Below are 25300 nucleotides of genomic sequence, written 5' to 3'. Positions count from 1 at the left end.
CGCGTGCGCTACGCCGCGGCCTTCGCCGTCCGCAGCGCCTCGACCAGCCGCTCCGGCTCGCGGGTCGACAGGTACAGGTAGGGAGTCGGGTCATCGGGGTCCGTGACCTCGACGCGCACGGCCGTCGGGATGTAGGCGCGCAGCAGCAGGAACGCGCGGGTGTCGGCCTTGTACGTGCGCCAGGCGCGGGCCTCCTCCGCATCGAGGATCTCCGCCTCGCCCAGGGCAGTCAGCGGCACCCTGGCCTCGCCGGCGACCAGCGAGTCACCCACGATCCGGATGCGGACCGCGCCGTACGAACTCGCCACGACCGCCGCCGCGGCCGTGCCGCCCGCCAGACCGCCCAGCATCGGCAGCGTGCCGAACGGCAGCAGGATCAGGGCGAACGAGAGGCCCACCAGGAAGGAGATCAGCCACCAGGAACGGGGCGCGGTGAGACGTTCTTCGTACGGGGTGGCGGAGAGCTGCATGAAGCAAGCTTGGCACGGTATCGGTGATCGGCCGACGCGCGGGTAAGGTCTGCGCCTGTGAGTGGTACTTCCCCGGCTCTTCAGCCCCCCGCCGACGCCGTGACACCGGTACGGCACCCCGACGCGCCCGCCCCCGGCCGGCTGCTCGGCGCGCACTACGAGCAGTGCTTCGGCTGCGGCGGCGACCAGCCGCACGGACTGCACCTCCAGGCGCGGGCCGGTGAAGGGGTCGCGATCACCGCCGAGTTCACCGTGCAGCCCGCCCACCAGGGCGCCCCCGGACTGGCGCACGGCGGCGTGCTGACCGCCGCCCTGGACGAGGCCCTCGGCTCGCTGAACTGGCTGCTGCGGACCATCGCGGTGACCGGCCGGCTGGAGACCGACTTCCTGCGTCCGGTGCCCGTGGACACGACGCTGTACCTGGAGGCCGAGGTGACCGCGGTGGCCGGCCGGAAGATCTACTCCAGCGCGACCGGCCGGATCGGCGGCCCCGACGGCCCCGTGGCCGTCCGCGCCGACGCGGTGTTCATCGAGGTCAAGATCGACCACTTCGTCGACCACGGCCGCGAGCAGGAGATCCGCGCCGCCATGGACGACCCGGACCAGCTCCGCCGTGCCCGCGCCTTCGAGGTGAACCCGTGAGCCGCGAGCCCCTGGACGTCCTGATCCGCCGCGTCGACCCCGACGTACCGCTGCCGGAATACGCGCAGCCCGGGGACGCGGGAGCGGATCTGCGCACCACCGTGGACTGCGAACTGGCGCCCGGTGAACGGGCCGTTCTGCCCACCGGGGTGTCTGTGGCGCTCCCCGAGGGGTACGCGGCCTTCGTGCACCCGCGATCCGGTCTGGCAGCCCGCTGCGGTGTCGCCCTCGTGAATGCCCCGGGGACGATCGATGCCGGGTACCGTGGAGAGATCAAGGTGATCGTGGTGAATCTCGACCCGCGCGAGAGCGTGCGGTTCGAGCGCTTCGACCGGATTGCCCAACTGGTCGTCCAGCAGGTCGAGAGGGTCCGCTTCCGCCAGGTCGCGGAGCTTCCCGACTCGGCGCGGGCCGAGGGGGGCTTCGGGTCCACCGGCGGCCACGCCGGGACGGACCGTGCAAGCGGCACAAGCGGTCAGGCCGCCGAGGGCGGCCCGACGGGTGGGAATCGATACGCTTCGGTCGTATCCGACCGGGAAGGACAGTGACGTGTTCGGACGTCGCAAGAAGAGGGATGCCGCCGAGGACGCGGCCGGCGAGACCGAGCAGGTCGTCGACAGCGTCGACACCGAGGCGGACGGAGAGCGCGAGCGCGTGCGGCTCGAGCCCGAACCGCGGCCCGACGGGCCCTGGGACAGCACCGAGGTCAGCGACCCGGGCGAGGGCCGGGTTGACCTGGGAGGCCTGTTCGTACCCGGCGTCGACGGCATGGAACTGCGCGTGGAGGTCGCCGGCGACGCGATCGTCGCCGCGACGGTCGTGCTGCGCGACAGCGCCATCCAGCTCCAGGGTTTCGCCGCGCCCAAGCGCGAGGGCATCTGGGGCGAGGTGCGCGAGGAGATCGGCTCCGGCATCACCCAGCAGGGTGGCATCGTCGACGAGGTCGAGGGTCCGCTGGGCTGGGAGCTGCGGGCCCAGGTGCCGGTGCAGCTGCCGGACGGCACGGGCGGCTTCCAGGTCGTGCGGTTCGTCGGCGTGGACGGCCCCCGCTGGTTCCTGCGCGGAGTGATCTCCGGCCAGGGCGCGGTGCAGCCGCAGGCCGCCGGTCTGCTCGAGCAGATCTTCCGGGACACGGTCGTGGTCCGCGGTGACGGCCCGATGGCCCCCCGCGACCCGATCGTCCTCAAGCTGCCGAACGACGCGCAGATGGTCCCCGAGGGCGTCCAGCAGGAGGAGGGCTCCCGCTTCTCCGGCGGCATGGGCCAGCTCCAGCGCGGACCGGAGATCACCGAGGTCCGGTAGGCAGTCCCTACGGCTCTTCGCATGCGCACCGAGAGGGCCGCGCCCCGCACGGGACGCGGCCCTTCACCGTGTCCGGCGCCGCGCGGGCGCCGGAACCGGAGGGCGCGTCCGGGCTGCCCCCGACGGCTCACGGCCGCGATCCCGGCCGCGACGGTTGAAGCGGCGGGCGTCCGCTGGCGATACTGACGCCCGGTTTCCGGCGGGGGAGGACCCATGAACCAGGTGGTCACCGAGACCATGGTGCGCGTCGAGGACGTACACAAGTCGTACGGCCACGGCAGCGCCGCCGTCCACGCGCTGCGCGGCGTCTCCTTCGAGGTGCCGCGCGGCGAGCTGGTGGCCCTCAAGGGGCGGTCCGGCTCCGGCAAGACCACGCTGCTCAACATCGTGGGCGGTCTCGACACACCGGACGCCGGACGCGTCGCGGTCGACGGCCGGAACCTCGCGGAGCTCGACGAGGACGGGCTGCTGGCGCTGCGCCGGGACCGGGTCGGCTTCGTCTTCCAGTCCTTCGGACTCGTCCCGATCCTCACCGCGGCCGAGAACGTGGGCGTGCCGATGCGCCTGCGCCGGACCGCGCCGCGCGAGCGCGACGAGCGCGTGGCGCTGCTGCTCTCCCTGGTCGGCCTCGCCGACCACGCCGCCCAGCGGCCCGGCGAACTGTCCGGCGGCCAGCAGCAGCGGGTCGCCATCGCCCGCGCCCTCGCCAACAACCCGGCGCTGCTGATCGCCGACGAGCCCACCGGGCAGCTGGACGCCGAGACCGGCCACGCCGTGATGGAGCTGCTGCGGGCCGTCGTGCGCAGCGAGCGGGTGACCGCGCTGGTCGCCACCCACGACGCCACGCTCCTCGACCTCGCCGACCGGGTGCTGGAACTGCGGGACGGGGAGATTGCCGAGCACTGACGCCGCGGGCGTCAGAGTTCCGTCAAGGACGGACCGCCTCCCGCACCCGAACCCGTTCCTCCGCGACCGCCGGCCGTAGGGTCGACGCTGCGCAGTCAGCAGTGACCGGAAGACAATGGGGCCATGGGACGCGGCAAGCTACGGATCTACCTCGGCGCGGCGCCGGGCGTCGGCAAGACGTACGCGATGCTGTCCGAGGCCCACCGGCGCGTGGAGCGGGGCACCGACTGCGTGGTGGCCTTCGTGGAGCACCACGGCAGGGCGCGCACCGAGGTGCTGCTGCACGGGCTGGAGCAGGTGCCGCGCAGGGAGCTGGAGCACCGCGGCGCGCTCTTCACGGAGCTCGACCTGGACGCGGTCCTCGCCCGCGCCCCCCGGGTGGCGCTGGTGGACGAGCTCGCCCACACCAACATCCCCGGGGCACGCAACGCCAAGCGCTGGCAGGACGTGCAGGAGCTGCTGGCCGCCGGGATCGACGTGATCTCGACCGTCAACATCCAGCACCTGGAGTCCCTCGGCGACGTCGTCGAGGGAATCACCGGCGTGCGGCAGCAGGAGACCGTGCCGGACGAGGTGGTGCGGCGCGCGGACCAGATAGAACTCGTGGACATGTCGCCGCAGGCGCTGCGCCGGCGCATGGCGCACGGCAACATCTACCAGCCGGACAGGGTCGACGCGGCCCTGTCCAACTACTTCCGCCCCGGCAACCTCACCGCCCTGCGCGAGCTCGCGCTGCTGTGGGTGGCCGACCGCGCCGACGAGTACCTCCAGCAGTACCGCAGCGAGCACCGGGTCTCGAAGATCTGGGGCTCGCGCGAGCGCATCGTGGTCGGCCTGACCGGCGGCCCCGAGGGGCGGACGCTGATACGGCGGGCAGCACGGCTCGCCGAGAAGGGCGCCGGCGGCGAGGTGCTCGCCGCGTACATAGCCCGCAGCGACGGGCTGACGTCCGCATCCCCGAAGGAGCTGGCGGTGCAGCGCACCCTGGTGGAGGACCTCGGCGGCACCTTCCACCACGTGCTCGGCGACGACATACCGGCCGCCCTGCTGGACTTCGCGCGCGGCGTCAACGCCACCCAGATCGTCCTCGGCTCCTCGCGCCGCAAGGCCTGGCAGTACGTCTTCGGCCCCGGCGTCGGCGCCACGGTCGCCCGCGAGTCCGGGCCCGACCTCGACGTGCACATCGTCACCCACGAGGAGGTCGCCAAGGGACGGGGGCTCCCGGTCGCCAGGGGCGCGCGCCTCGGGCGGCTGCGGCTCGTGTCGGGCTGGCTCGCGGGCCTCGGCGGCCCGGTGCTGCTCACGCTGATCCTGAACACCGTCCACCTCGGACTCGCCAACGACGTCCTGCTGTACCTGGCGCTGACCGTCGCCGCCGCCCTGCTCGGCGGGCTGTACCCGGCGCTCGCCTCGGCCGCGGTCGGCTCCCTGCTGCTGAACTGGTTCTTCACACCGCCGGTCAACCGGATCACCATCGCCGACCCCAGGAACATCCTTGCGCTCGCCATCTTCGTCGGCGTCGCGGTCTCCGTGGCCTCGGTCGTCGACGTCGCCGCCCGCCGCACCCACCAGGCCGCCCGGCTGCGCGCCGAGGCGGAGATCCTCTCCTTCCTGGCGGGGGACGTGCTGCGCGGCGAGACCAGCCTGGAGACCCTGCTGGAACGGGTCCGCGAGACCTTCGTCGTGGAGTCCGCCGTCCTGCTGGAGCGGGAGAGCGACATGACGCCCTGGGTCTGCGCCGGCCGGGCCGGCCTCGGCCCACCGGTGGAGCGCCCGGAGGACGCGGACGTGGACATGCCGGTGGGGGACCACATGGCGCTGGCGCTGACCGGCCGGGTCCTGCCCGCCGAGGACCGCCGGGTGCTGGCCGCCTTCGCCGCCCAGGCCGCCGTCGTCCTGGACCGGCGCCGGCTGCGCGAGGAGGCCGACCGGGCCCGCGCCCTGGCCGAGGGCAACCGCATCCGCACGGCCCTGCTGGCCGCCGTGAGCCACGACCTGCGGACGCCGCTGGCCGGCATCAAGGCCGCGGTCACCGGTCTGCGCTCCGACGACGTGGCGTGGTCCGAGGAGGACCGGGCCGCGCTCCTGGAGGGCATCGAGGACGGCGCCGACCGCCTCGACCACCTCGTGGGCAACCTGCTCGACATGTCCCGCCTCCAGACCGGCACGGTCGCGCCGCTGATCCGCGAGATCGACGTCGACGAGGTGGTGCCGATGGCGCTCGGCGGGGTGCCCGATGCGAGCGTCGAACTGGACGTCCCCGAGACGCTGCCGATGGTCGCCGTGGACGCGGGGCTCCTGGAGCGGGCGATGGCCAACCTGGTCGAGAACGCCGTCAAGTACAGCCCGCCCGGCCGGACCGTCGTGGTGGCGGGCAGCGCCCTCGCGGACCGCGTCGAGGTACGGGTCGTCGACCGGGGTCCGGGAGTGCCGGACGACGCCAAGGAGCGCATCTTCGAACCCTTCCAGCGCCTCGGCGACGCCCCGCGCGGGGCCGGCGTGGGGCTGGGCCTCGCCGTGGCCCGCGGCTTCGCCGAGGCGATGGGCGGCACCCTGAACGCCGAGGACACCCCCGGTGGGGGCCTCACCATGGTCCTCACCCTCCGCGCGGCCGCCCCGGACACCGGCACCCTCCCCACCGTGACAGCAGAAAGTCGGACCGCCCGATGCTGAGCTCGACCCCCCGTACCCCCACGAGGGTGCTCGTGATCGACGACGAGCCGCAGATCGTGCGGGCCCTCGTGATCAACCTCAAGGCACGCCACTACGAGGTCGACACCGCGTACGACGGCGCCACCGCCCTGCGGACGGCCGCCGCCCGCCACCCCGACGTGGTGGTGCTGGACCTCGGCCTGCCCGACATGGACGGCGTCGAGGTGATCAGGGGCCTGCGCGGCTGGACCCGGGTACCGATCCTGGTGCTCTCCGCCCGCCACTCCTCCGACGAGAAGGTCGAGGCCCTGGACGCCGGCGCCGACGACTACGTCACCAAACCCTTCGGCATGGACGAGCTGCTGGCCCGGCTGCGCGCCGCCGTCCGCCGGGCCGAGCCCGTCCCGGGCGGCGAGGACGACGTGATCGTGGAGACCGCCGGCTTCACCGTCGACCTGGCCGCGAAGAAGGTCAACCGGGACGGCAGGGACGTGCGGCTGACGCCCACGGAGTGGCACCTGCTGGAGGTGCTGGTGCGCAGCACCGGCCGCCTGGTCGGCCAGAAGCAGCTGCTGCGGGAGGTGTGGGGGCCGTCGTACGGGACGGAGACGAACTACCTGCGGGTCTACATGGCGCAGCTGCGCCGCAAGCTGGAGGCGGACCCCGCGCACCCGCGGCACTTCATCACCGAGCCGGGGATGGGCTACCGCTTCGAGAAGTGATCGGAGGGGCCCGTTCCGGGGCGGGTCCCGAGGGGGTGCGTCGCTCCCGCCGTGCCCCGGTACGCTTCAGGTATGAGTGCTGCTCCTCGTTCCGACAAGCCGGTGGGCCGGTTCCGGCGCATGTTCGACCGGCTCTCCTCTTCGCAGGAGGACCTGGAGTCGGAGGAGCTCCGGGAGGACGCCGACACCGCCGGCTGCACACGCATCGGCGACTGCCAGGACCGGCAGATCGTCACGGTAACTGGTACCTTGCGCACGGTCACCCTGCGTCCGCGTGCCGGCGTGCCGGCCCTGGAGGCCGAGCTGTTCGACGGCTCCGCCGCCCTGGACGTCGTGTGGCTGGGCAGACGCTCCATCGTGGGCATAGAGCCGGGGCGCAAGCTCATCGCATCGGGCCGGATCTCCATGAGCCGGGGCCGCCGGGTGCTCTTCAACCCGAAATACGAACTGAGACCCCTCGGACGGGAGTAGCCGGTGACGTCGCTCGACAAGCCGACCGAAGACAGGGAAGCGGACGACGCCCGGGCGGTGACGGAGGCCGCGCTGTTCGAGGCGTTCGGCGGCGTGCGGGGCATGGTCGAGACGGTGCTGCCGGGGCTTCTCTTCGTCACCATCTTCACGATCAACAACGACCTGCACCTGTCGGCGATCGCGGCGCTGGCCGTGTCGCTGGTGCTGGTCGTCGTCCGGCTGGTGATGAAGGACACCGTCAAGCACGCCTTCAGCGGCGTCTTCGGGGTGGCCTTCGGCGTGGTCTTCGCGATGATGACCGACAACGCCAAGAACTTCTATCTGCCCGGCATGCTCTACACGCTGGGCCTGGCCCTGGCGTACATCGTCACGACGCTGGCCGGGGTGCCCCTGATCGGCCTGATCCTCGGCCCGGTCTTCAAGGAGAACCTCTCCTGGCGCACCCGCAACCCCGGCCGCAAGAAGGCGTACGCGAAGGCGAGCTACGCCTGGGGCCTGATCCTGCTCGCCAAGTGCGCGATCCTCTTCCCCCTGTACTGGTGGGCGGACACCGAACAGCTCGGCTGGGTCCTGGTCGCCCTGAAGATCCCGCCCTTCCTGCTCGCCGTCTGGCTGACCTGGGTCTTCCTGGCCAAGGCGCCGGCCCCCATCGACGTGTTCGCGGAGATGGAGGCGGCGGAGAGGGCCGAGAAGGAGGAGAAGGCCGGGCGCGAGGCTCCGGACCGGGGGCACCCGGCCGAGCTGGTCGGCGAAGGCGCCGACGCCGGCTCCGTGCCGGACGGCGACGCCGGCTCCGCGGACTCGCGCGGCGGCAGACACCGCAGGGCCTGACGCGAACGACGGTGGGGGCGCCCGGATCTCTCCGGGCGCCCCCACCGTCGTACCGCGGTGCGGCCGTCAGTCGTCGGCGTCGGTGCGCCGTGCCGACAGCAGGTCCTCCAGCTGCTCCTCGCGGGCCTGGGCCGCCACGAACAGCAGCTCGTCGCCCGCCTCCAGCGAGTCGTCCTGGGACGGGGTGAGTACCCGGGTGCCGCGGATGATCGTGACCAGGGAGGTGTCCTGGGGCCACTCGACGTCGCCGACCTGGGTGCCGGCCAGGGCCGACTCCTCCGGCAGCGTCAGCTCCACGAGGTTGGCGTCGCCGTGGCTGAAGCGCAGCAGCCGGACCAGGTCGCCGACGCTCACCGCCTCCTCGACCAGGGCGGACATCAGGCGCGGGGTGGAGACGGCGACGTCCACGCCCCAGGACTCGTTGAAGAGCCACTCGTTCTTCGGGTTGTTCACCCGGGCGACGACGCGCGGGACGCCGTACTCCGTCTTGGCCAGCAGGGACACGACCAGGTTGACCTTGTCGTCGCCCGTCGCGGCGATGACGACGTTGCAGCGCTGGAGCGCCGCCTCGTCCAGGGACGTGATCTCGCACGCGTCGGCGAGCAGCCACTCGGCCATCGGCACGCGCTCGACCGAGATGGCGGTCGGCGCCTTGTCGATGAGCAGGATCTCGTGGCCGTTCTCCAGCAGCTCGCCCGCGATCGAACGGCCGACCGCGCCGGCTCCGGCAATGGCGACCCTCATCAGTGACCGCCCTCCTCTTCGGGACCCTGGGCGAACGCCGCCTCGACCTTGTCGACCTCGTCGGTGCGCATCATCACGTGCACCAGGTCGCCCTCCTGCAGGACGGTCTGCGAGGAGGGCAGGATCGCCTCCCCGAGCCGGGTGACGAACGCCACCCGCACACCGGTCTCCTCCTGGAGCCGGCTGATCTTGTGACCGACCCAGGACGCCGAGGTGTGCACCTCGGCGAGCTGGACGCCGCCCGTGGGGTCGCGCCACAGCGGCTCGGCGCCCGAGGGGAGCAGCCGGCGCAGCATCTGGTCGGCCGTCCAGCGGACGGTCGCGACCGTGGGGATGCCGAGGCGCTGGTAGACCTCCGCGCGGCGGGGGTCGTAGATACGGGCGGCGACGTTCTCCACGCCGAACATCTCGCGGGCCACACGGGCGGCGATGATGTTCGAGTTGTCACCGCTGGAGACGGCGGCGAAGGCACCGGCGTCCTCGATGCCCGCCTCGCGCAGGGTGTCCTGGTCGAAGCCGACGCCGGTGACCCGGCGGCCGCCGAACGAGGAGCCCAGACGGCGGAAGGCGGTGGGGTCCTGGTCGATCACGGCGACCGTGTGCCCCTGCTGCTCCAGGGTCTGGGCGAGAGCGGAACCCACACGCCCGCAGCCCATGATGACAATATGCATCGCGTCACACCGCGCTTCCTACGGGCACTGCCACCTTAGTGGATGTCGTGCTCATGTCTCTCTTTCGGCTCGCCTGGCGACATGTCGCGGCCAGCGTGCGGGCCGCAGGAGAACATCATGCCGGTGACCACCGACGGTGACGCCCCAGGGGCCCGTGGAGCCACCACCCCTCGCCCCCCGCCCAACGTAGCGGCACGCCCGTGCGCGCCGCTCACCCCTCGGCGGACGACCCCCGGCGGCCGATGCTGCGGATGCTGGCGACGGTAAGGATTCCGAGGCCGACGAGCGCGACGGCGCCGCCGACGAGCTCTGCGGTCAGATGCATGGAGCCTCCAGGGCGGTCAACGGCCGGGAATCGCAGGGTGTTCGTCATATAGGCATGCCGGGCCCCCGGCCTGCGGAATCCGCAGCCGCGGCACCACCCGAATTCACCCGTAGAGCAGACGGCGGACGGATCGGGGGTGGCGGGTGGGCGGTCGCCCGTTCGAACGCCTACGATCCTCTGTTGTGTCCAAACTGACCGACGTGCCCAAACGGATTCTGATCGGGCGCGCACTGCGCAGTGACCGGCTGGGGGAAACGCTCCTGCCGAAGCGCATCGCCCTACCCGTCTTCGCCTCCGACCCGCTGTCCTCCGTGGCCTACGCCCCCGGCGAGGTACTGCTGGTCCTGTCCATCGCGGGCGTGTCGGCGTACCACTTCAGCCCGTGGATCGCCGTCGCGGTCGTCGTGCTGATGTTCACCGTGGTCGCCTCCTACCGGCAGAACGTGCACGCCTATCCGAGCGGCGGCGGCGACTACGAGGTGGCGACCACCAACCTCGGGCCCAGGGCCGGCCTGACCGTGGCGAGCGCGCTGCTGGTCGACTACGTCCTGACCGTCGCCGTGTCCATCTCCTCCGGCATCGAGAACCTCGGCTCCGCGATCCCGTTCGTCGTCGAGCACAAGGTCTTCTGCGCCGTCGCCGTGATCGTGCTGCTGACCCTGATGAACCTGCGGGGCGTGAAGGAGTCGGGCAAGCTGTTCGCGATCCCGACGTACGTCTTCGTCGGGGGCGTCTTCATCATGATCGCGTGGGGGGCGTTCCGGGGACTGGTCCTCGGGGACAGCATGCGGGCACCCACGGCCGACTACGAGATCAAACCGGAGCACCAGGGCCTGGCGGGCTTCGCGCTGGTCTTCCTGCTGCTGCGGGCCTTCTCCTCCGGCTGTGCCGCGCTCACCGGCGTCGAGGCCATCTCCAACGGCGTCCCGGCCTTCCGCAAGCCCAAGTCGAAGAACGCGGCCACGACGCTCGCGATGATGGGCCTGCTCGCCGTCACCATGTTCTGCGGCATCATCGCGCTGGCCGCCGCGACCAAGGTCCGCATGGCCGAGAACCCGGCCGCCGACCTGTTCCACAACGGCGTCGCCGTCGGCGCGGACTACGTCCAGCACCCGGTGATCTCGCAGGTCGCCGAGGCCGTGTTCGGCGAGGGCAGCTTCCTGTTCGTCGTGCTCGCCGCGGCCACCGCGCTGGTCCTCTTCCTCGCCGCGAACACCGCGTACAACGGCTTCCCGCTGCTCGGCTCGATCCTCGCCCAGGACCGCTACCTGCCGCGCCAGCTGCACACCCGCGGCGACCGGCTGGCCTTCTCCAACGGCATCGTGCTGCTGGCCGGGGCGGCCGTCCTCCTCGTCGTCGTCTACGGCGCCGACTCGACCCGCCTGATCCAGCTCTACATCGTCGGCGTGTTCGTGTCCTTCACGCTCAGCCAGATCGGCATGGTCCGCCACTGGAACCGCCACCTGGCCACGGAGAAGGAGCAGGCCAAGCGGCGCCACATGATCCGCTCGCGGGCCATCAACACCTTCGGCGCCTTCTTCACCGGACTGGTACTGGTCGTCGTCCTCGCCACGAAGTTCACGCACGGCGCCTGGGTCGCCCTGCTCGGCATGTGCATCTTCTTCGCGACGATGACGGCGATCCGCAAGCACTACGACCGCGTCGCCGAGGAGATCGCCGCCCCGGAGGCCGAGGAGCCCCCGAGCGACGACCTGGTCCGGCCGTCCCGCGTCCACTCCGTCGTGCTGATCTCCAAGATCCACCGCCCGACCCTGCGCGCCCTCGCCTACGCCAAGCTGCTGCGCTCGGACTCCCTGGAGGCGCTCAGCGTCAACGTCGACCCGGCGGAGACCAAGGCGCTGCGCGAGGAGTGGGAGCGGCGCGGTATCGACGTGCCGCTGAAGGTGCTGGACTCGCCCTACCGCGAGATCACCCGGCCGGTCATCGAGTACGTCAAGAGCCTCCGCAAGGAGTCGCCGCGCGACGCCGTCTCCGTGATCATCCCCGAGTACGTCGTCGGCCACTGGTACGAGCACCTGCTGCACAACCAGAGCGCCCTGCGCCTCAAGGGCCGGCTCCTGTTCACCCCCGGGGTCATGGTCACCTCCGTCCCGTACCAGCTGGAGTCCTCCGAGGCGGCCAAGCGGCGCGCCCGCAGACGGCAGGACTGGAGCGCGCCCGGCGCGGTCCGGCGCGGTCCCGCGCACCACGACCGGTCGAAGGAGTCCTCGACGTCGACGTAGACTGGTCGGCTGTTGTCCTCCGACGTCGTCCGCTGTTCGTCGTCCCGTTCTCTGGAGTCACCCCGCCATGCAGGCAGAACCGAAGAAGTCGCAGGCGGAGCCCCGGGCGGTCTCGCTGGTGGGGCAGGAGTACGAGGTCGAGATCGGCCCCGTCGCCCACGGCGGCCACTGCATCGCCCGCACCGCCGAGGGACAGGTGCTGTTCGTGCGGCACACGCTGCCCGGCGAGCGGGTCGTGGCCCGGGTGACGGAGGGCGAGGAAGGCGCACGCTTCCTGCGCGCGGACGCCGTCGAGATCCTGGACGCCTCCAAGGACCGCATCGAGGCGCCCTGCCCCTTCGCCGGCCCCGGCCGCTGCGGCGGCTGCGACTGGCAGCACGCCAAGCCGGGCGCCCAGCGCCGCCTGAAGGGCGAGGTCGTCGCCGAGCAGCTCCAGCGCCTCGCGGGCCTCACGCCCGAGGAGGCCGGCTGGGACGGCACGGTGATGCCGGCCGAAGGCGACAAGGTGCCCGCCGGGCAGGTCCCGTCGTGGCGCACGCGCGTGCAGTACGCCGTGGACGACGAGGGCCGGGCGGGCCTGCGCAAGCACCGCTCGCACGAGGTGCAGCCGATCGACCACTGCATGATCGCCGCCGAGGGCGTCAGCGAGCTGGGCATCGAGCGGCGTGACTGGACGGGCATGGAGTCCGTCGAGGCGATCGCGGCCAGCGGCTCCCAGGACCGGCAGGTCATCCTGACCCCGAAGCCGGGCGCACGGCTGCCCATCGTCGAACTGGACCGCCCGGTCTCCGTCATGCGGGTCGGCGAGAAGGACGGCGGCGTCCACCGCGTCCACGGCCGCCCCTTCGTCCGCGAGCGCGCCGACGACCGGACCTACCGCGTCGGCAGCGGCGGCTTCTGGCAGGTCCACACGAAGGCCGCCGACACGCTGGTCACGGCGGTCATGCAGGGCCTGCTGCCCCGCAAGGGCGAGACGGCCCTCGACCTGTACTGCGGCGTCGGCCTCTTCGCGGGCGCCCTCGCCGACCGCCTCGGCGACGAGGGCGCGGTCCTCGGCATCGAGTCCGGCAAGCGCGCCGTCGAGGACGCCCGGCACAACCTCGCCGGCTTCGACCGGGTCCGCGTCGAGCAGGGCAAGGTCGAGGCGGTGCTGCCGCGCACGGGCATCACCGAGGTCGACCTGATCGTCCTGGACCCGCCGCGCGCGGGAGCGGGACGCAAGACGGTCGCGCACCTCTCGTCCCTGGGCGCCCGCAGGATCGCGTACGTGGCCTGCGACCCGGCCGCGCTGGCGCGGGACCTGGCGTACTTCCGGGACGGCGGGTACCGGGTGCGGACGCTGCGGGTGTTCGACCTGTTCCCGATGACTGCGCACGTTGAGTGCGTGGCGATTTTGGAGCCCGCCGCAAAGGGGCTCTGACCTGCATTTTTCTTGGCTGGATCAGGAGCGGCCTGTTGCGCTCGACCTGTTCTCCAAAGCGCACGACGTAGAGCTTGCGGACCGCTCGTGAAAGCCGCCTGACCTGGCGTTGCACGAGCGGTGCCGCGATGTCGGCGTGGTCGGCCCTTCTCCTGGCGCGAGGGGAAACCGAAGGTCTTGACGCTCGGGTGACGCTATTTCTGAAGGGTCGTCACCGACTGGCGAGGCAGGGCCCTGCCTCTCGCGCCCGATGAAGCAGGTTCTCTCTGCTCCAGGTAATCGTCGAGGGTGCCCTGACGGATCAGGTAGACGGTCAGGGACTGCAGGGTGCAGGGCGTCGACGCCCAGGTCGAGGATCATCAGGGCGCTGTCATTGGTGATGGTGAAGGCGCCGATCACACCGTCGACGGAACAGGTTGCGTTCAGGAGTCTGTGCGGGCGCCGCACCGGCACGGTCTGGAAGCTCGGCTCCGACCGCAGCTCGCCACCAGTCCGAGAGGAGCCGATACTGTCCGGTGCCGGGTGACCCTTCGTGCAAGCGTTGCTGCCCCCGCTCGGCAGACCGGGGCAGCAACGCTTGCACGATCGGCCGGTACTCAACGGGATCGTGTGGAGTTTCGGACCGGAACGGCTTGGCAGGACGTGCCCGAGCGGTACGGCTCCTGGGCCATATTGCACACCCGCTTCCGTCGATGGGTGAAAGGCGGCACCTTTCAGTGAAAGGGGGTTCCGCCCCCCGGGACCTTGCGCCCACCGTCGCCGACCGGCTGATGAACCGGCTCCGCGCTCCCGCCACCAACCTGACCCGACGTGAGACCGAAGTCCTCTCACCGGTCGCCGACGGACTGTCCGACCAGGCCATCGGCGCACGCCTCCACTTGACCGAAGGCACCGTCGATATCACCTGGCCTGCATCTATGCCAACCTCGGAACCGACTCGCGCACCGCCGCTGTGGCCACTGTCACCGCCATCGACGACCTCGGGCTCATCCGCCGCTGAACAGTATGTGGTGGGCGGTGTTTCCGTTCTCCACGACTTCAGCGGCGTCCGGAGTTGTGGTGCTGGCTGGGCTTGGTGCCCGCTCCTCTGAACCCATGTGAACGCCCACGGCCAGTTCGAGCCGGACACGCCCCCCGGACCTGGCCTCCGCCGCGGCCAGAATGCCCGGCCCCTGCACCTGGTCTGCCTACCCGTACAGGCGAGGGCGGTCCCTCGGAGCCACTGCCTGTAACTCCGAGGGGCCGCCCTTGGCCGACTCGGCGGTCACCGCGGACGCGGTGCGGTCAGGAGGCACCGTCTGCGTCATCAGGCGCGGCTCGGCCGAGCGAGTTATTCGGCACCCGTGGGACCAGACATGTCAGCCCTGCGTGACCGCTTCGAAGACCGTGACGCGGTTGTCGTCGGAGAGCGAGTGGGTGGGGTCGGCGTGCGCGGCGCGGAATGCCTCCGACGAGGTGTAGGCGGTGAATGCGGCGTCGTCCTCGAAGTCGAGGACGGCCAGGTAGCCGTGTGCGCCCTTGCGGGGACGCAGCAGCCGTGCGTTGCGCAGCCCCGGCACGTTGGAAAGGGTGGCGCGCATTCTGACAGTGAAGTGGTCCTCGAACGCGCCCTGGGCGGGCGCGGCGACGGTGAACTCGGTGACGGCGGTGCTCATTTCTGTCTTCTCTCGGTTGTCGGCGTGATGTCGGTGGCTGTCCCGCCCGGCCGGGGCCCGCACGGCGATGGCGATGATGTGCACCGCGTGTCCGATCGAGTCCCTCCGCGGGGTGCGGTTACAGGGCTGGAGTTGGGCTCGGGTCCGCGGCCGGTTGAGGGAGCCTGCCTGTGCGGCGGGCCCAGATTTCGAACGCGATAGTCATGAACGGGGGTACGGCGGCCAGCAGGGCGAAGATCGTGGTCCGGCCCAGCCGCCACTTCAGCCGGATCGCGGCCAGGACGGTCAGGAACACGTAGGCGATGAAGGCGGCGCCGTGGAGGGTGCCGAAGATCCGTACGCCGAGTTCGGTGGTTTCAGGAATGTACTTGAGGTACATCCCGACCAGTAGACCTGCCCACGTGCACGCTTCGATGACCGCGATCCAGGTGAACGCGCGCAGCAGACGCCCGGACCCGGGTTCGGCAGCCTGAGCGGCCGGCGCGTCGGCGGAAGGCGGTTCGGGAGTGGGCGTGGAAGGCGTCGGGGTGCCTGGGCGTGCGGGCCACAGGGCGCGGTCGCCGAGCAGGCGGACGATGGCGGGGACCAGGAGCGGGCGGATGAGGAAGGTGTCCAGCAGGATACCGAAGGCCATGGCGAAGCCGAACTGGAACAGCTCGCGGATCGGCTGGGTCATCAGGACGGCGAAGGTCGCCGCGAGGATGAGGCCCGCGGAGGAGATGACGCCGCCGGTGCGTGTCAGGGCGGCGGTGATCGCCTTCGCTGGGGGCTGGGTGCGCAGTTCCTGCTTGAACCGGCTCATGATGAAGATGTTGTAGTCGACGCCGAGCGCGACGAGGAAGACGAAGATGTACGCGGTGACGCGGTTGCCGATGCCGTCGTCACCGAGGACGGTCACGGTGAAGAAGGTGGTGGCGCCCAGGGTGGCCAGGAACGACAGGATCAGGGTCGCGACCAGGTAGAGCGGGGCAAGGAGCGAGCGGAGCAGCAGGACGAGGACCGCGGTGACGAGGGCCAGGACCAGGAGCACGATGAAGGTCGTGTCGCGGTCGAGGGCGGAGCGGATGTCGGCGTTCTGCGCGGTCTCGCCGCCGATGAGCACCGTGGCGTCCTGCACTCCGGCGGCCTGGGCCGCGGATTGTGTGGCCTGCTTGAGGGGACCGATCGCGTCGAGTGCCTTCGAGCTGTAGGGGTCGAGGTCGAGGACGACGTCGTAGAAGACGGTCTTGCCGTCCTTGCCCATGCGGGGGTCTGCTACACGGCTGACGCGATCGGCGTCGGTGAGCGCGGTGGCGATGTCGGCGGGTGCGGGGCCGGAGCGCAGGTTGTCCTGGGAATGAACAACGACGGTACTGGGAGCGATCTCGCCGGGCCCGAATTCCTCGTGGATGAGGTGCTGGCCGTGCTCCGACTCGGTGGCGGCGCGGAAGCCGCTGAGGGTGTTGAAGCTCTCCTGGTAGCCGAGCAGTCCCGCGCTCAGCACCACCAGGAGTGCGATCACGGCCGAGGCCACCCTGACGGGAGCCCGTGCGACCAGGGCGGCGATGCGGTGCCAGACGCCTGCGCCGCGACTGCGTTCGGCGGCCTTGTCCACGCCCCCGGGCCAGAACACGCCCTTGCCCAGCAGGAGGACCAGGGCGGGGATGAAGGTGAACGCCACCAGCGCCATGACGGCCACGCCCAGAGCGAGGTACGGTCCGAAGCCGTGAAGTGCCGGGGAGACGGCCACGAGCAGGGCAAACATGGCGAGCACGATGGTCGAGGCGCTGGCGAGGACGGACTCGGCGGTGCGGCGCACGGCGGCCTGCATCGCGCGGGCGCGGTCTGGCTCGTCGAGCAGGGTCTCGCGGTAGCGGGCGGTGATGATCAGCGCGTAGTCCGTGCCCACCCCGAACAGCAGCACGGTCATGATCGAGGCGGTCTGGGAGCTGACCGTGATGACTCCGGCGTCCGCGAGAATCGCGCCGAGAGTCTCCGCCACGCGCATAGCCACGCCCACGGCAAGAAGCGGCACGAGCGCCATCAGGGGCGAGCGGTAGATCGCCAGCAGGATGATCAGGACGAGCACGACGGTGGCCAGCAGCAGGACTTTGTCACCGCCGCTGAAGACCTTCACGGTGTCGGTGGCGATCCCGGCGGGGCCGGTCACCGCGACGTCGGCGGGCCCGGCCCGGTCGGACGCGAGGGCACGCACCTCGTCGACCGCATTCTGGAAGGACTCGTCCGAGGGGCTTCCCTCCATGGGCACGATGACCAGCTGAGCACCGCGGTCCTGCGAGACCAACTCGGCCGCAGCGTCGGGAGCGGTCACCGTGGAGACCACGCTCACGACATGGTCGGGTCGGCTGGTTCCGGAAAGGGCCGAGGTGATGGCGGCGACCGATTGCGTGGCGCTCTTCGCGGCGTCGGTGCCCTTGCCGCGGACCACGATGATCGCCGGCGTCGCGTCCTGGCCCGGAAGCTGGGCGCGGACGAGATCACGGGCCTTCATGGAGTCCGAGGCGGCGGGCGGCAGGTTGGCGGAGGCGTTGTCCTCGACGGATTCCAGGGCCGGGGCGACCCCGGCGAGGAGGCCCGCGATCAGGACCCAGAAGGCCACCACCACGGCGGCGCGCTTCTTCGATCCCAGGAGACATCGCAGCAGAGCGGGGGAGTTCATCGGTTGCATCGGGCAGCCTTCAGCAGGAAGTACGGACAGAACTTAGCGACAGGGTGTCTCTAAGTTGCGTCAAGCTAACACGCCCCCTCGGCCTCTCGGGCGTGGGGGTAGGTTGGCGGGAGACGGCACAGCGTCCGAGGTGAAGCGGAGAAAATGCCCAAGATTGAAGCCGGCAGCGTCCGGGAGCACCGGGCGCAGCGGCTCGCGCAGCTGATCGACGCGGCCGAGGAGCTCCTGGAAGAGGGTGGTGCCGAAGCCCTCACGGCCGGAGCGGTTGCCGCGCGAGCCGGGATCGCCCGCAACAGCATCTACCGCTACTTCAACTCCATCGACGACCTGCTCGAACTCGTCGTCACCCGCGAATTCCCCGCCTGGATCGACGCAGTGGAGCAGGCCATCGCGGCCGAGACCACACCCGCCGCCCAGGCTGCCGCCTACGTCAGGGCCAACCTCGAACAGGCGGCTCGCGGCACCCACGGCTGGCGGGCCGCGCTCTCGCGCGACTCGCTCTCCCCGTCGGCGCGGGAGCGGGTGAGGAATCTGCACATCTCGCTACATGAGGCGCTCGCCCGGGTCGTGCGCGAACTGGGGCTGCCACAGCCAGAGCTGACCGTGGCGGTGGTCCAAGCAGTCGTCGATGCGTGCATCCGCAGAATCGACCAAGGCGACGATCTGACGACCGTGTCCGACTTCGCGGCCGGAGCGACGCGTCGACTGCTCGCGGATGACGACTTGCCACATCACCCGTGACGCACCCCGCCCAGGCGGCTCGCAGGCCCGTCGACAGCGAAGCCCCGGCAGAACGAGCCCGATCTTGAGCCGCACGGGACCGTGACGCAGACCGCTGGTGGCTCATGTCTCGTCTCATCCGATCTTGCCACCGGGCGGCCGACCGGTCAGTGCCCGACGCCCATCGATTACGAGGTCCACGACCCGAACCAGCGCGTTCAGTGCGTTGACGTTCGTGGTGCGCTCATTGGTCACCCGGCCTCTGGGGGTCACCAGCGCTTTTACTGGCTCTAACAAAAGCTGCTGATCATGAGGCTGTCGGCCTCTCTGCTCGTATATGTGGGTATGGGAAACAGTCAGTCGCGGCCGTGGATCGTGTCGGATGAACTGTGGTCGCTGATCGAGCCGTTGCTGCCGAAGCCGGGTCCGAAGAAGGTCCAGGGCAGACCGCGGGTGCCGGACCGCCAGGCCCTGTCGGGGATCCTGTTCGTCCTGCACACCGGCATCCAGTGGGAGTACCTGCCCCAGGAGCTCGGCTTCGGCTCGGAGATGACCTGCTGGCGGCGTCTTGCGGCCTGGAACGAGGCCGGCGTCTGGGACCGACTGCACGTACTGCTGCTGAACGAGCTGCGGTCGAAGAACCAGCTGGACTGGGAACGGGCGGTGATCGACTCCTCGCACGTGCGGGCCGCCCGACGGGGCCCAAAAGCGGGCCCAGCCCGGTCGACCGCGCACGGCCGGGCAGCAAGCACCACCTCATCGTCGACGGACAGGGCATCCCGCTCGCGGTGTCGCTGACCGGCGGCAACCGCAACGACGTCACCCAGCTCGAGCCGCTGCTCGACAAGGTTCCCGCCGTCGCGGGCCGGGTCGGCAGACCCCGTCGACGCCCCGATGCACTGCTGGCGGACCGCGGCTACGACCACGACAAGTACCGCCGCCTGCTCTGGCAGCGCGGGATCCGCCCCGTGATCGCGAGACGGGGCGAGCCCCACGGCACTGGCCTGGGCATCTTCCGCTATGTCGTTGAGCGCACGATCGCCTGGCTCCACGGCTTCCGCCGCCTGCGCATCCGCTGGGAACGACGCGACGACATCCACGAAGCATTCCTCGGCCTCGCCGTCTGCCTGATCACCCACCGTCACGTTCGACGCCTCTGTTAGGACCTCTTTAGGGCACGAGACTCGACGGTGGCGCGTGATACCAGGCAGGCATCATGACCTTATGGCGATGACACTCCGGCTTCCCGACGACCTGGACACGAAGCTTACGGAGCGGGCTCGTGGGGAGGGTTGCAGCAAGCAGGAGCTTGCCATCGGGGCCATTCGTGATGCCCGGGACCGGGCCGAGCTGAAGGTCGATGACGTTCTGGCCGGTCTGATGGACAGCGATGCGGAGATTCTGGACTACCTGAAGTGAGCGGCGTGCGCTACCTCCAGATCGACGAGATCCTGGCCATCGTGCGCACGGTCAACGGTGCCGAGCACAGCGTGCGTGACATGGGCCTCCTTGTGTCGGCGATCGAACGGCCCCGGACGAACGTCTTCGGAGCCGAGCTGTATCCCACCCTGCACGAGAAGCCGCGGCACTACTGCACTCCGTCGCCCGCAATCACGCGCTGATCGACGGCAACAAGCGCACCGCCTGGCTCGCCATGCGCGTCTTCCTGCGGTTCAACGGCGCCAGCGCCAGTACCGTCCCGCCGCACGGGCGCCGGCCCGACGGACCCGAGGCCCGTCACGCGCTGCTCACCAGCAGCCCTCTCCTCAGCAGCGCACTGGGACCGGCGCTGCTGATCGCCCTGTCCGCCCTGGGGGTTCTCGCCCTGGACACGGCGTTGTGGGTCTCGGTGGTCAGTGAGGTGGCGGCGCCGGCCCGGTGGGGCTTCGTGGGCGGGCTGCGTGTCGGCGCCGGGCGTCTGGGAGCCCTGATCGCCGGCGTACTCAACGCCGTGATCGGTCTTGGCGTGGTCGCTGTCAAACTCGTCGCCGGGCATGAGAGGGCCTGTGGTGGTGTTCGCAGAGCGCATACGGTGGCAGACCGGTCGGAATCCTCGGCGCCGCGGCCGGAGCGGTCCCGGCACCCCGGCGAACAGCCGCACGTCCCCGTCCGGTCGGGTCAGGTCCGAGCCGTCAGATCCAGGTCAGTCGCCACAGGCGCAGAAGCCCGGTGCCGTCCACCGCGTACTGGCCGCCGCCCACGTCCTCCCCGGACACCACGAAGTCCTTGGCCTGCCACAGCGGGACGACGGGCACGTCGCGGGCGACGATCCGCTGAAGGGCTTCGAGGTCGGCTTCGGCGTCGCTCCGGTCGGCGAAGCGCTGACTGCTCGTGATCAGCCGGTCGGCGGCCTTGCTGCCGTACCCCGTCGCCATGGTGCCGTCCGTGCCGACGAGAGGACCGCCGAAGGTGTCGGGATCGGGGTAGTCGGCGACCCAGCCGACGGCGTAGGCGTCGAGCTCTCCCTCGGCCCAGCTCTTCTGGAATTCGTCCCATTCATATCCTCTGAGGGTCACCTTGAACAGCCCGTCGGCCTCTAGTTGCTTTTTCACCTCCGCAGCCTCCTCGTGGGCTGATCCGCGTCCCGCCGCGTAACCGTAGGTGAAAGACAGCGGGATTTCCTCACCGGCCTCGACGAGGAGGCGGCGTGCCTTTTCGGCGTTCTTGTGAGGGTAGTTGTCGAAGAAGGAGGTGGTGTGGCCCGTGATGCTCGTCGGGATGAGGGAGTAGAGCGGGTCCACGGTTCCGTCGTAGACGTCGTAGGAAATCCGGTCCCTGTCTATCAGCCAGGCCGCCGCCTGCCGTGCGCGTCTGTCGTGAAACGGCTTGCCGCGGCGGTTGTTGAGATACAGGTTTCGAGTCTCCGCGCTCTGCGCCTCCGTCACGCGAAGCCCCGGATCGCTCGGGTTCAGATCGGCGAGCATTTCGGGGGGAAGCTGTCTGAGGGCGACATCGATGCGGTGGGATATCCAGGCCCGGGCGAGTGAGTCGGGGGTGTCGTAGAAGTGGAGTTCGATCGGCCGGCCGGTGTTCTCGGCGGCGCCCTTGTACCGAGGGTTGGGCGAGAGGGAGATCTTCTCGCCCTTCGCGTAGGAGACGACGCCGTACGGTCCGGTCCCGTCGATCCGGCCGTCCGAGCGCAGGGAGTCCGCCGGGTACGTGGTCGAGTCGACGATCGAGCCCGCCCCGGTCGTCAGCTTGAAGGGGAACGTGGCGTCCGGTGCGGTCAGTCGGAAAGTGACGGTCCGGTCGCGGGCGTCCATCGACTCGATGGTGTCCAGGAGGGACGACGGCCCCACGTCGGAATCTATCTTCTTGACCCGTTCGAACGAGAACCGGACGTCCTTGGCTGTCATTCTGCGTCCGCTGGAGAAGGTGATGTCATCCCGCAGCCGGCATCGATAGGTGCGTAGGCCGGAATCGGTGAAGGAGCAGCTTTCGGCTGCGTCGGGTACGGGCTCCGCCACTCCGGGCTCCAGGGTCAGCAGTGTCTGGAAGACATTGCTGTACAGAGCCGTCGAGCCGGAGTCGTAGCCGCCGGCCGGGTCGAGTGACGTCGGCGGTTCCGTCGTCCCGACCTTGATGGTGGCGCCCTCCTGGTCGTCCGTCGGGTAAAGCAGCAGACCGGCTGCCAGTGCCGTGGCGATCACCGTGGGTGTGACGACGGACGCACGGATGTGCGCACGAATAGGCCTCATGAGGCTCGTCCTCGCAAGATCGAGACGAACAGGAATTCTCGTACCCGTGGGGGGAGAGTGCGTCGGCCAAGTATGCGCAGGCGTCGCTTCCTTCGGAGCCCGACGGCGCTTCCGGAACGAAGTCTTATGACTGACACGGCGGAACTGTTATGCCCCGTTCGGTGAGAGGGCCGCCAGGAGTCGGCACCCCCTCCCAGCAGCCGTTCCGACTCGTCTCCGGTGGTCCTGCGGACCCGCTTGCACCGGTCCCGCCCACGGTCTCACTCCTCGACGCCATTCCCTGTGCAATGTCACCTGTGCCATGTTCCATGTTGCAGGGCGTGGCCATGCCAAGACGGAGAGGACATCCGTCTTCCGTCAGGTGGCAGCGCGGTACTCCGTTTCCCACGCCCTCTCCCCCTTCAGTCGGCCGTGCTCCGCACGGCCGGATCCCTCATGGGAGGCGCTGTGAGAAAGTCACTGGTACGGCGAGGTCTGGGGGCGGCGCTGCCGCTGGCCCTGACCGTCGCCATGAGCGTGGGCCTGCTGTCGCAGCCGGCCGGCGCAGCCGGGAACACCGGGTCCGTCGTGCACGTCGCGGCGGACGACCCGGAGCACGCGGGACCCCCGCCCGTCGCGCAGTCCCCCACCGCCGAGACGGAGCACGTCGCGCAGGGACGCACGAAGGCGTCCGAGCTTCCGCCCGTGGCCGCGAGTAAGGACGCGCTCAAGGAGGTGTACGGCAAGACCGCGAAGGCGCCGGTCCGTCCCTCGAAGTCGACGGACAAGGCGGTCGCCGGCAAGACCGGCAACTCCCGTGCGCGTGCCGCCGCGTGCAACGTCTCCGACTTCACCAGCCGGAGCGGCGGCGCGCTGGTCCAGCAGATCAAGGCGTCCACGACCGACTGCGTCAACACCCTGTTCAACCTGACCGGGAACGACGCCTACTACGCCTTCCGTGAGTCGCAGATGACCTCGGTCGCCTACGCCCTGCGCGACGGCTCGACGTCCTACCCGGGCAACGCCTCCACCGGTATGCCGCAGCTCGTGCTCTACCTGCGCGCCGGCTACTACGTGCACTACTACAACGCCGGCACGGTGGGCACCTACGGCAGCAGCCTGCAGACCGCGATACGCGCCGGGCTCGACGCCTTCTTCGCCAGCCCGCACTCCCGCGACGTCAACGACGCCAACGGCGAGACGCTCGCCGAGGCCGTCACGCTCATCGACAGCGCCGAGGAGAACGCCCGCTACATCCACGTCGTCAAGCGACTGCTGGCGGACTACGACTCCACCTGGAACTCGTCGTGGTGGATGCTCAACGCGGTCAACAACGTGTACACGGTGACCTTCCGCGGTCACCAGGTGCCCGCGTTCGTGAGTGCCGTGCAGTCTGACCCCGGCCTGATCGACGCGCTCTACAACTTCGCGAGCGGCCACCTCGCGCTGCTGGGAACGAACCAGTCCTACCTCACGTCGAACGCGGGACGTGAACTCGGCCGGTTCCTGCAGCATTCCGCACTGCGCTCCAAGGTCAGCCCTCTGGCCGGCGGCCTGCTCAACTCCAGCTCCATCAAGGGCCGGACGGCCCCGCTGTGGGTCGGTGTCGCCGAGATGACCGACTACTACGACAAGGCCAACTGCTCCTACTACGGCACCTGCGACCTCCAGGCACAACTGGCCCGCTCCGTCCTGACGGTGACCTACCCATGCAGCTCCAGCATCACCATCAAGGCGCAGCAGATGACCTCGGGCGAGCTGTCCTCCAGCTGCAGCAGCCTGCGCAACCAGGACGCCTACTTCCACAACGTGGTCCGTGACAACGGCCCCGTCGCGAACGACAACAACAGCACCATCGAGGTCGTGGTCTTCGACTCCAGCACCGACTACCAGACCTACGCCGGCGCGATGTACGGGATCGACACCAACAACGGCGGCATGTACCTGGAGGGGAATCCGTCGGCGGCCGGCAACCAGCCGCGCTTCATCGCCTACGAGGCCGAGTGGCTGCGTCCGGACTTCCAGATCTGGAACCTCAACCACGAGTACACCCACTACCTCGACGGCCGCTTCGACATGTACGGCGACTTCAACGCCAACATCACCACCCCGACCATCTGGTGGGTCGAAGGCTTCGCCGAGTACGTCTCCTACTCCTACCGCGGCGTCCCCTACACCGAGGCCACGACCGAGGCGGGGCGTCGCACGTACGCGCTGAGCACCCTGTTCGACACCACGTACAGCCACGACACCACGCGCATCTACCGCTGGGGCTACCTCGCCGTGCGGTACATGCTCGAGAACCACCGCGCCGACATGGACACCGTCCTCAGCTACTACCGCGCGGGAAACTGGAACGCCGCCCGCAGCTACCTGACCGGCACCATCGGCACCCGCTACGACAACGACTGGTACACCTGGCTGGCGGCCTGCGCGGCCGGCAACTGCGGTGGCGGGGGCACCAACCCGCCCGGGAACCAGGCGCCCACCGCCGCGTTCACCACCGCCGTCCAGGGCCTGAACGTCACCTTCACCGACCAGTCCACCGACGCCGACGGCACCATCGCCTCCCGCTCCTGGAGCTTCGGCGACGGCACCACCTCCACGGCCACCAACCCCGTCAAGACGTACGGGTCGGCCGGGTCCTACACGGTCAAGCTGACCGTCACCGACGACAAGGGAGCCACCGCCACCGCCACGAGGACGGTCACCGTCGGCAGCGGCGGAGGCGGCGGCACCGAATGCACCGGGACCGACACTCGGGAACTGGGCCAGAACTGCCAACGCGGCAACCAGTCCGCCACCACCGGCAACTACGCCTACCTGTACCTCTACGTCCCGGCCGGCACCACCCAGCTGAAGATCACCACCTCCGGCGGGACGGGCGACGCGGACCTGTACTACAGCACCAGCGGCTGGCCCGGCACCACGAGCTACACGCAGCGGGCCACGGGAGCCGGCAACAACCACACCCTGACCATCACCAACCCGCCGGCCGGCGCCAACTACATCAGCCTGCACGCCGTCAGCAGCTTCAGCGGCGTCACCGTGAGTTCCGCCTACTGACCCACGGCTCCGCACCAAGGCACGACCCTCACGACGGCCCGGGGCGGCTCTCCCCGCCCCGGGCGGCGTCCGGTGCGGCGGCAGGGGGGGAGACCTCCGTCGCCCCGGACCGAGA

The 25300-nt window shown here is 70.3% G+C and carries 21 protein-coding genes and 3 pseudogenes; 17 read left to right on the top strand and 7 right to left on the bottom strand.

Features of this window, described 5'->3' with window-relative positions:
* Positions 1-8 precede the first annotated feature (8 nt).
* A complete protein-coding gene (locus ACFWJB_RS29940) occupies positions 9-470 on the bottom strand; it encodes a DUF3093 domain-containing protein (protein WP_386926140.1) in 462 nt (153 codons plus the stop codon).
* 57 nt (positions 471-527) lie between these two features.
* On the opposite strand from ACFWJB_RS29940, the gene ACFWJB_RS29935 reads away from it, so the two are divergent.
* The 8 genes from ACFWJB_RS29935 (at position 528) to ACFWJB_RS29900 (ending at position 7996) form a co-directional block, all read left to right on the top strand.
* Entirely contained in the window at positions 528-1112 is a 585-nt protein-coding gene (locus ACFWJB_RS29935; RefSeq protein ID WP_385466974.1) for a PaaI family thioesterase, read from the top strand.
* Positions 1109-1660 (top strand): dUTP diphosphatase, encoded by a 552-nt coding sequence (gene dut, locus ACFWJB_RS29930; protein ID WP_386926138.1) that lies wholly within the window; start codon positions 1109-1111, stop codon positions 1658-1660. The genes ACFWJB_RS29935 and dut overlap by 4 nt, the downstream gene beginning before the upstream one ends.
* A gap of 1 nt (position 1661) precedes the next feature.
* Positions 1662-2414, top strand: coding sequence for a DUF3710 domain-containing protein (locus ACFWJB_RS29925; protein ID WP_385466968.1), 753 nt, complete (start codon positions 1662-1664; stop codon positions 2412-2414).
* Between the two features lie 213 nt (positions 2415-2627).
* On the top strand, positions 2628-3320 hold the full coding sequence (locus ACFWJB_RS29920; RefSeq protein ID WP_385466965.1) for an ABC transporter ATP-binding protein: 693 nt from the start codon (positions 2628-2630) through the stop codon (positions 3318-3320).
* Between the two features lie 123 nt (positions 3321-3443).
* Positions 3444-5993, top strand: coding sequence for an ATP-binding protein (locus ACFWJB_RS29915; RefSeq protein ID WP_385466962.1), 2550 nt, complete (start codon positions 3444-3446; stop codon positions 5991-5993).
* Positions 5987-6694 (top strand): response regulator, encoded by a 708-nt coding sequence (locus ACFWJB_RS29910; protein WP_386926136.1) that lies wholly within the window; start codon positions 5987-5989, stop codon positions 6692-6694. The genes ACFWJB_RS29915 and ACFWJB_RS29910 overlap by 7 nt, the downstream gene beginning before the upstream one ends.
* A gap of 72 nt (positions 6695-6766) precedes the next feature.
* On the top strand, positions 6767-7165 hold the full coding sequence (locus ACFWJB_RS29905) for an OB-fold nucleic acid binding domain-containing protein (protein ID WP_362490820.1): 399 nt from the start codon (positions 6767-6769) through the stop codon (positions 7163-7165).
* 3 nt (positions 7166-7168) lie between these two features.
* Entirely contained in the window at positions 7169-7996 is an 828-nt protein-coding gene (locus ACFWJB_RS29900) for a DUF3159 domain-containing protein (RefSeq protein WP_386926134.1), read from the top strand.
* Positions 7997-8062: 66 nt separating this feature from the next.
* Here the strand turns inward: ACFWJB_RS29900 and ACFWJB_RS29895 are convergent, their stop codons facing one another.
* On the bottom strand, positions 8063-8740 hold the full coding sequence (locus ACFWJB_RS29895; RefSeq protein WP_385466952.1) for a potassium channel family protein: 678 nt from the start codon (positions 8738-8740) through the stop codon (positions 8063-8065).
* Complete coding sequence (locus ACFWJB_RS29890) at positions 8740-9411, bottom strand: potassium channel family protein (protein ID WP_385466949.1); 672 nt, start codon at positions 9409-9411, stop codon at positions 8740-8742. Before ACFWJB_RS29890 ends, ACFWJB_RS29895 begins: the two co-directional genes overlap by 1 nt.
* Positions 9412-9918: 507 nt before the next feature.
* Here ACFWJB_RS29890 and ACFWJB_RS29885 point away from each other — a divergent pair.
* Both ACFWJB_RS29885 and ACFWJB_RS29880 read left to right on the top strand, forming a co-directional pair.
* The gene (locus tag ACFWJB_RS29885) at positions 9919-11979 is read left to right on the top strand and encodes an APC family permease (RefSeq protein ID WP_385466946.1); all 2061 of its coding nucleotides are present in this window, start codon (positions 9919-9921) and stop codon (positions 11977-11979) included.
* A 67-nt stretch (positions 11980-12046) separates the two neighbouring features.
* Entirely contained in the window at positions 12047-13399 is a 1353-nt protein-coding gene (locus ACFWJB_RS29880) for a class I SAM-dependent RNA methyltransferase (RefSeq protein WP_386926131.1), read from the top strand.
* Positions 13400-13420: 21 nt separating this feature from the next.
* Here ACFWJB_RS29880 and ACFWJB_RS29875 read toward each other — a convergent pair whose 3' ends face one another.
* Positions 13421-13846: a DUF475 domain-containing protein gene (locus ACFWJB_RS29875; RefSeq protein WP_381522804.1), complete on the bottom strand. Its 426-nt coding sequence runs from the start codon at positions 13844-13846 to the stop codon at positions 13421-13423.
* Between ACFWJB_RS29875 and ACFWJB_RS29870 the strand changes: the two genes are divergently transcribed.
* Together ACFWJB_RS29870 and ACFWJB_RS29865 are read left to right on the top strand one after the other, a co-directional pair.
* Complete coding sequence (locus ACFWJB_RS29870) at positions 13727-14119, top strand: transposase (RefSeq protein WP_381522801.1); 393 nt, start codon at positions 13727-13729, stop codon at positions 14117-14119. The two genes, ACFWJB_RS29875 and ACFWJB_RS29870, sit on opposite strands and share 120 nt — an antisense overlap.
* Before the next feature lie 23 nt (positions 14120-14142).
* Positions 14143-14399 (top strand): annotated as a pseudogene (locus ACFWJB_RS29865) (LuxR C-terminal-related transcriptional regulator); the annotation flags it as partial.
* 358 nt (positions 14400-14757) lie between these two features.
* On the opposite strand, the gene ACFWJB_RS29860 reads toward ACFWJB_RS29865, so the two are convergent.
* Together ACFWJB_RS29860 and ACFWJB_RS29855 are read right to left on the bottom strand one after the other, a co-directional pair.
* Positions 14758-15054, bottom strand: a complete 297-nt coding sequence (locus ACFWJB_RS29860; protein WP_228126090.1) for an antibiotic biosynthesis monooxygenase — start codon at positions 15052-15054, stop codon at positions 14758-14760.
* A 118-nt stretch (positions 15055-15172) separates the two neighbouring features.
* A complete protein-coding gene (locus ACFWJB_RS29855; RefSeq protein WP_386926127.1) occupies positions 15173-17713 on the bottom strand; it encodes an MMPL family transporter in 2541 nt (846 codons plus the stop codon).
* Between the two features lie 153 nt (positions 17714-17866).
* Between ACFWJB_RS29855 and ACFWJB_RS29850 the strand changes: the two genes are divergently transcribed.
* The 4 genes and pseudogenes from ACFWJB_RS29850 to ACFWJB_RS29835 form a co-directional block, all read left to right on the top strand.
* Positions 17867-18463 carry a TetR/AcrR family transcriptional regulator gene (locus ACFWJB_RS29850; protein ID WP_133886499.1) on the top strand — a complete coding sequence of 199 codons (597 nt, stop codon included), beginning with the start codon at positions 17867-17869 and terminating at the stop codon, positions 18461-18463.
* A 288-nt stretch (positions 18464-18751) separates the two neighbouring features.
* Positions 18752-19605, top strand: a pseudogene (locus ACFWJB_RS29845) (IS5 family transposase).
* Between the two features lie 61 nt (positions 19606-19666).
* A complete protein-coding gene (locus ACFWJB_RS29840; RefSeq protein WP_003973114.1) occupies positions 19667-19861 on the top strand; it encodes a hypothetical protein in 195 nt (64 codons plus the stop codon).
* Positions 19858-20147: pseudogene (locus tag ACFWJB_RS29835) on the top strand (type II toxin-antitoxin system death-on-curing family toxin); the annotation flags it as partial. The gene ACFWJB_RS29840 and the pseudogene ACFWJB_RS29835, both read left to right, overlap by 4 nt.
* Positions 20148-20574: 427 nt before the next feature.
* Here the strand turns inward: ACFWJB_RS29835 and ACFWJB_RS29830 are convergent.
* Positions 20575-22140, bottom strand: a complete 1566-nt coding sequence (locus ACFWJB_RS29830; protein ID WP_133886498.1) for an ABC transporter substrate-binding protein — start codon at positions 22138-22140, stop codon at positions 20575-20577.
* Between the two features lie 447 nt (positions 22141-22587).
* Between ACFWJB_RS29830 and ACFWJB_RS29825 the strand changes: the two genes are divergently transcribed.
* The gene (locus ACFWJB_RS29825) at positions 22588-25185 is read left to right on the top strand and encodes a collagenase (protein WP_386926124.1); all 2598 of its coding nucleotides are present in this window, start codon (positions 22588-22590) and stop codon (positions 25183-25185) included.
* The last annotated feature ends 115 nt before the right edge of the window (positions 25186-25300 follow it).

Source organism: Streptomyces sp. NPDC127100 (assembly GCF_042724095.1).
GTDB lineage: Bacteria > Actinomycetota > Actinomycetes > Streptomycetales > Streptomycetaceae > Streptomyces.
The sequence above is the reverse complement of the archived record's forward strand: the minus strand, read 5'-3'. Positions and strand labels throughout refer to the sequence as shown.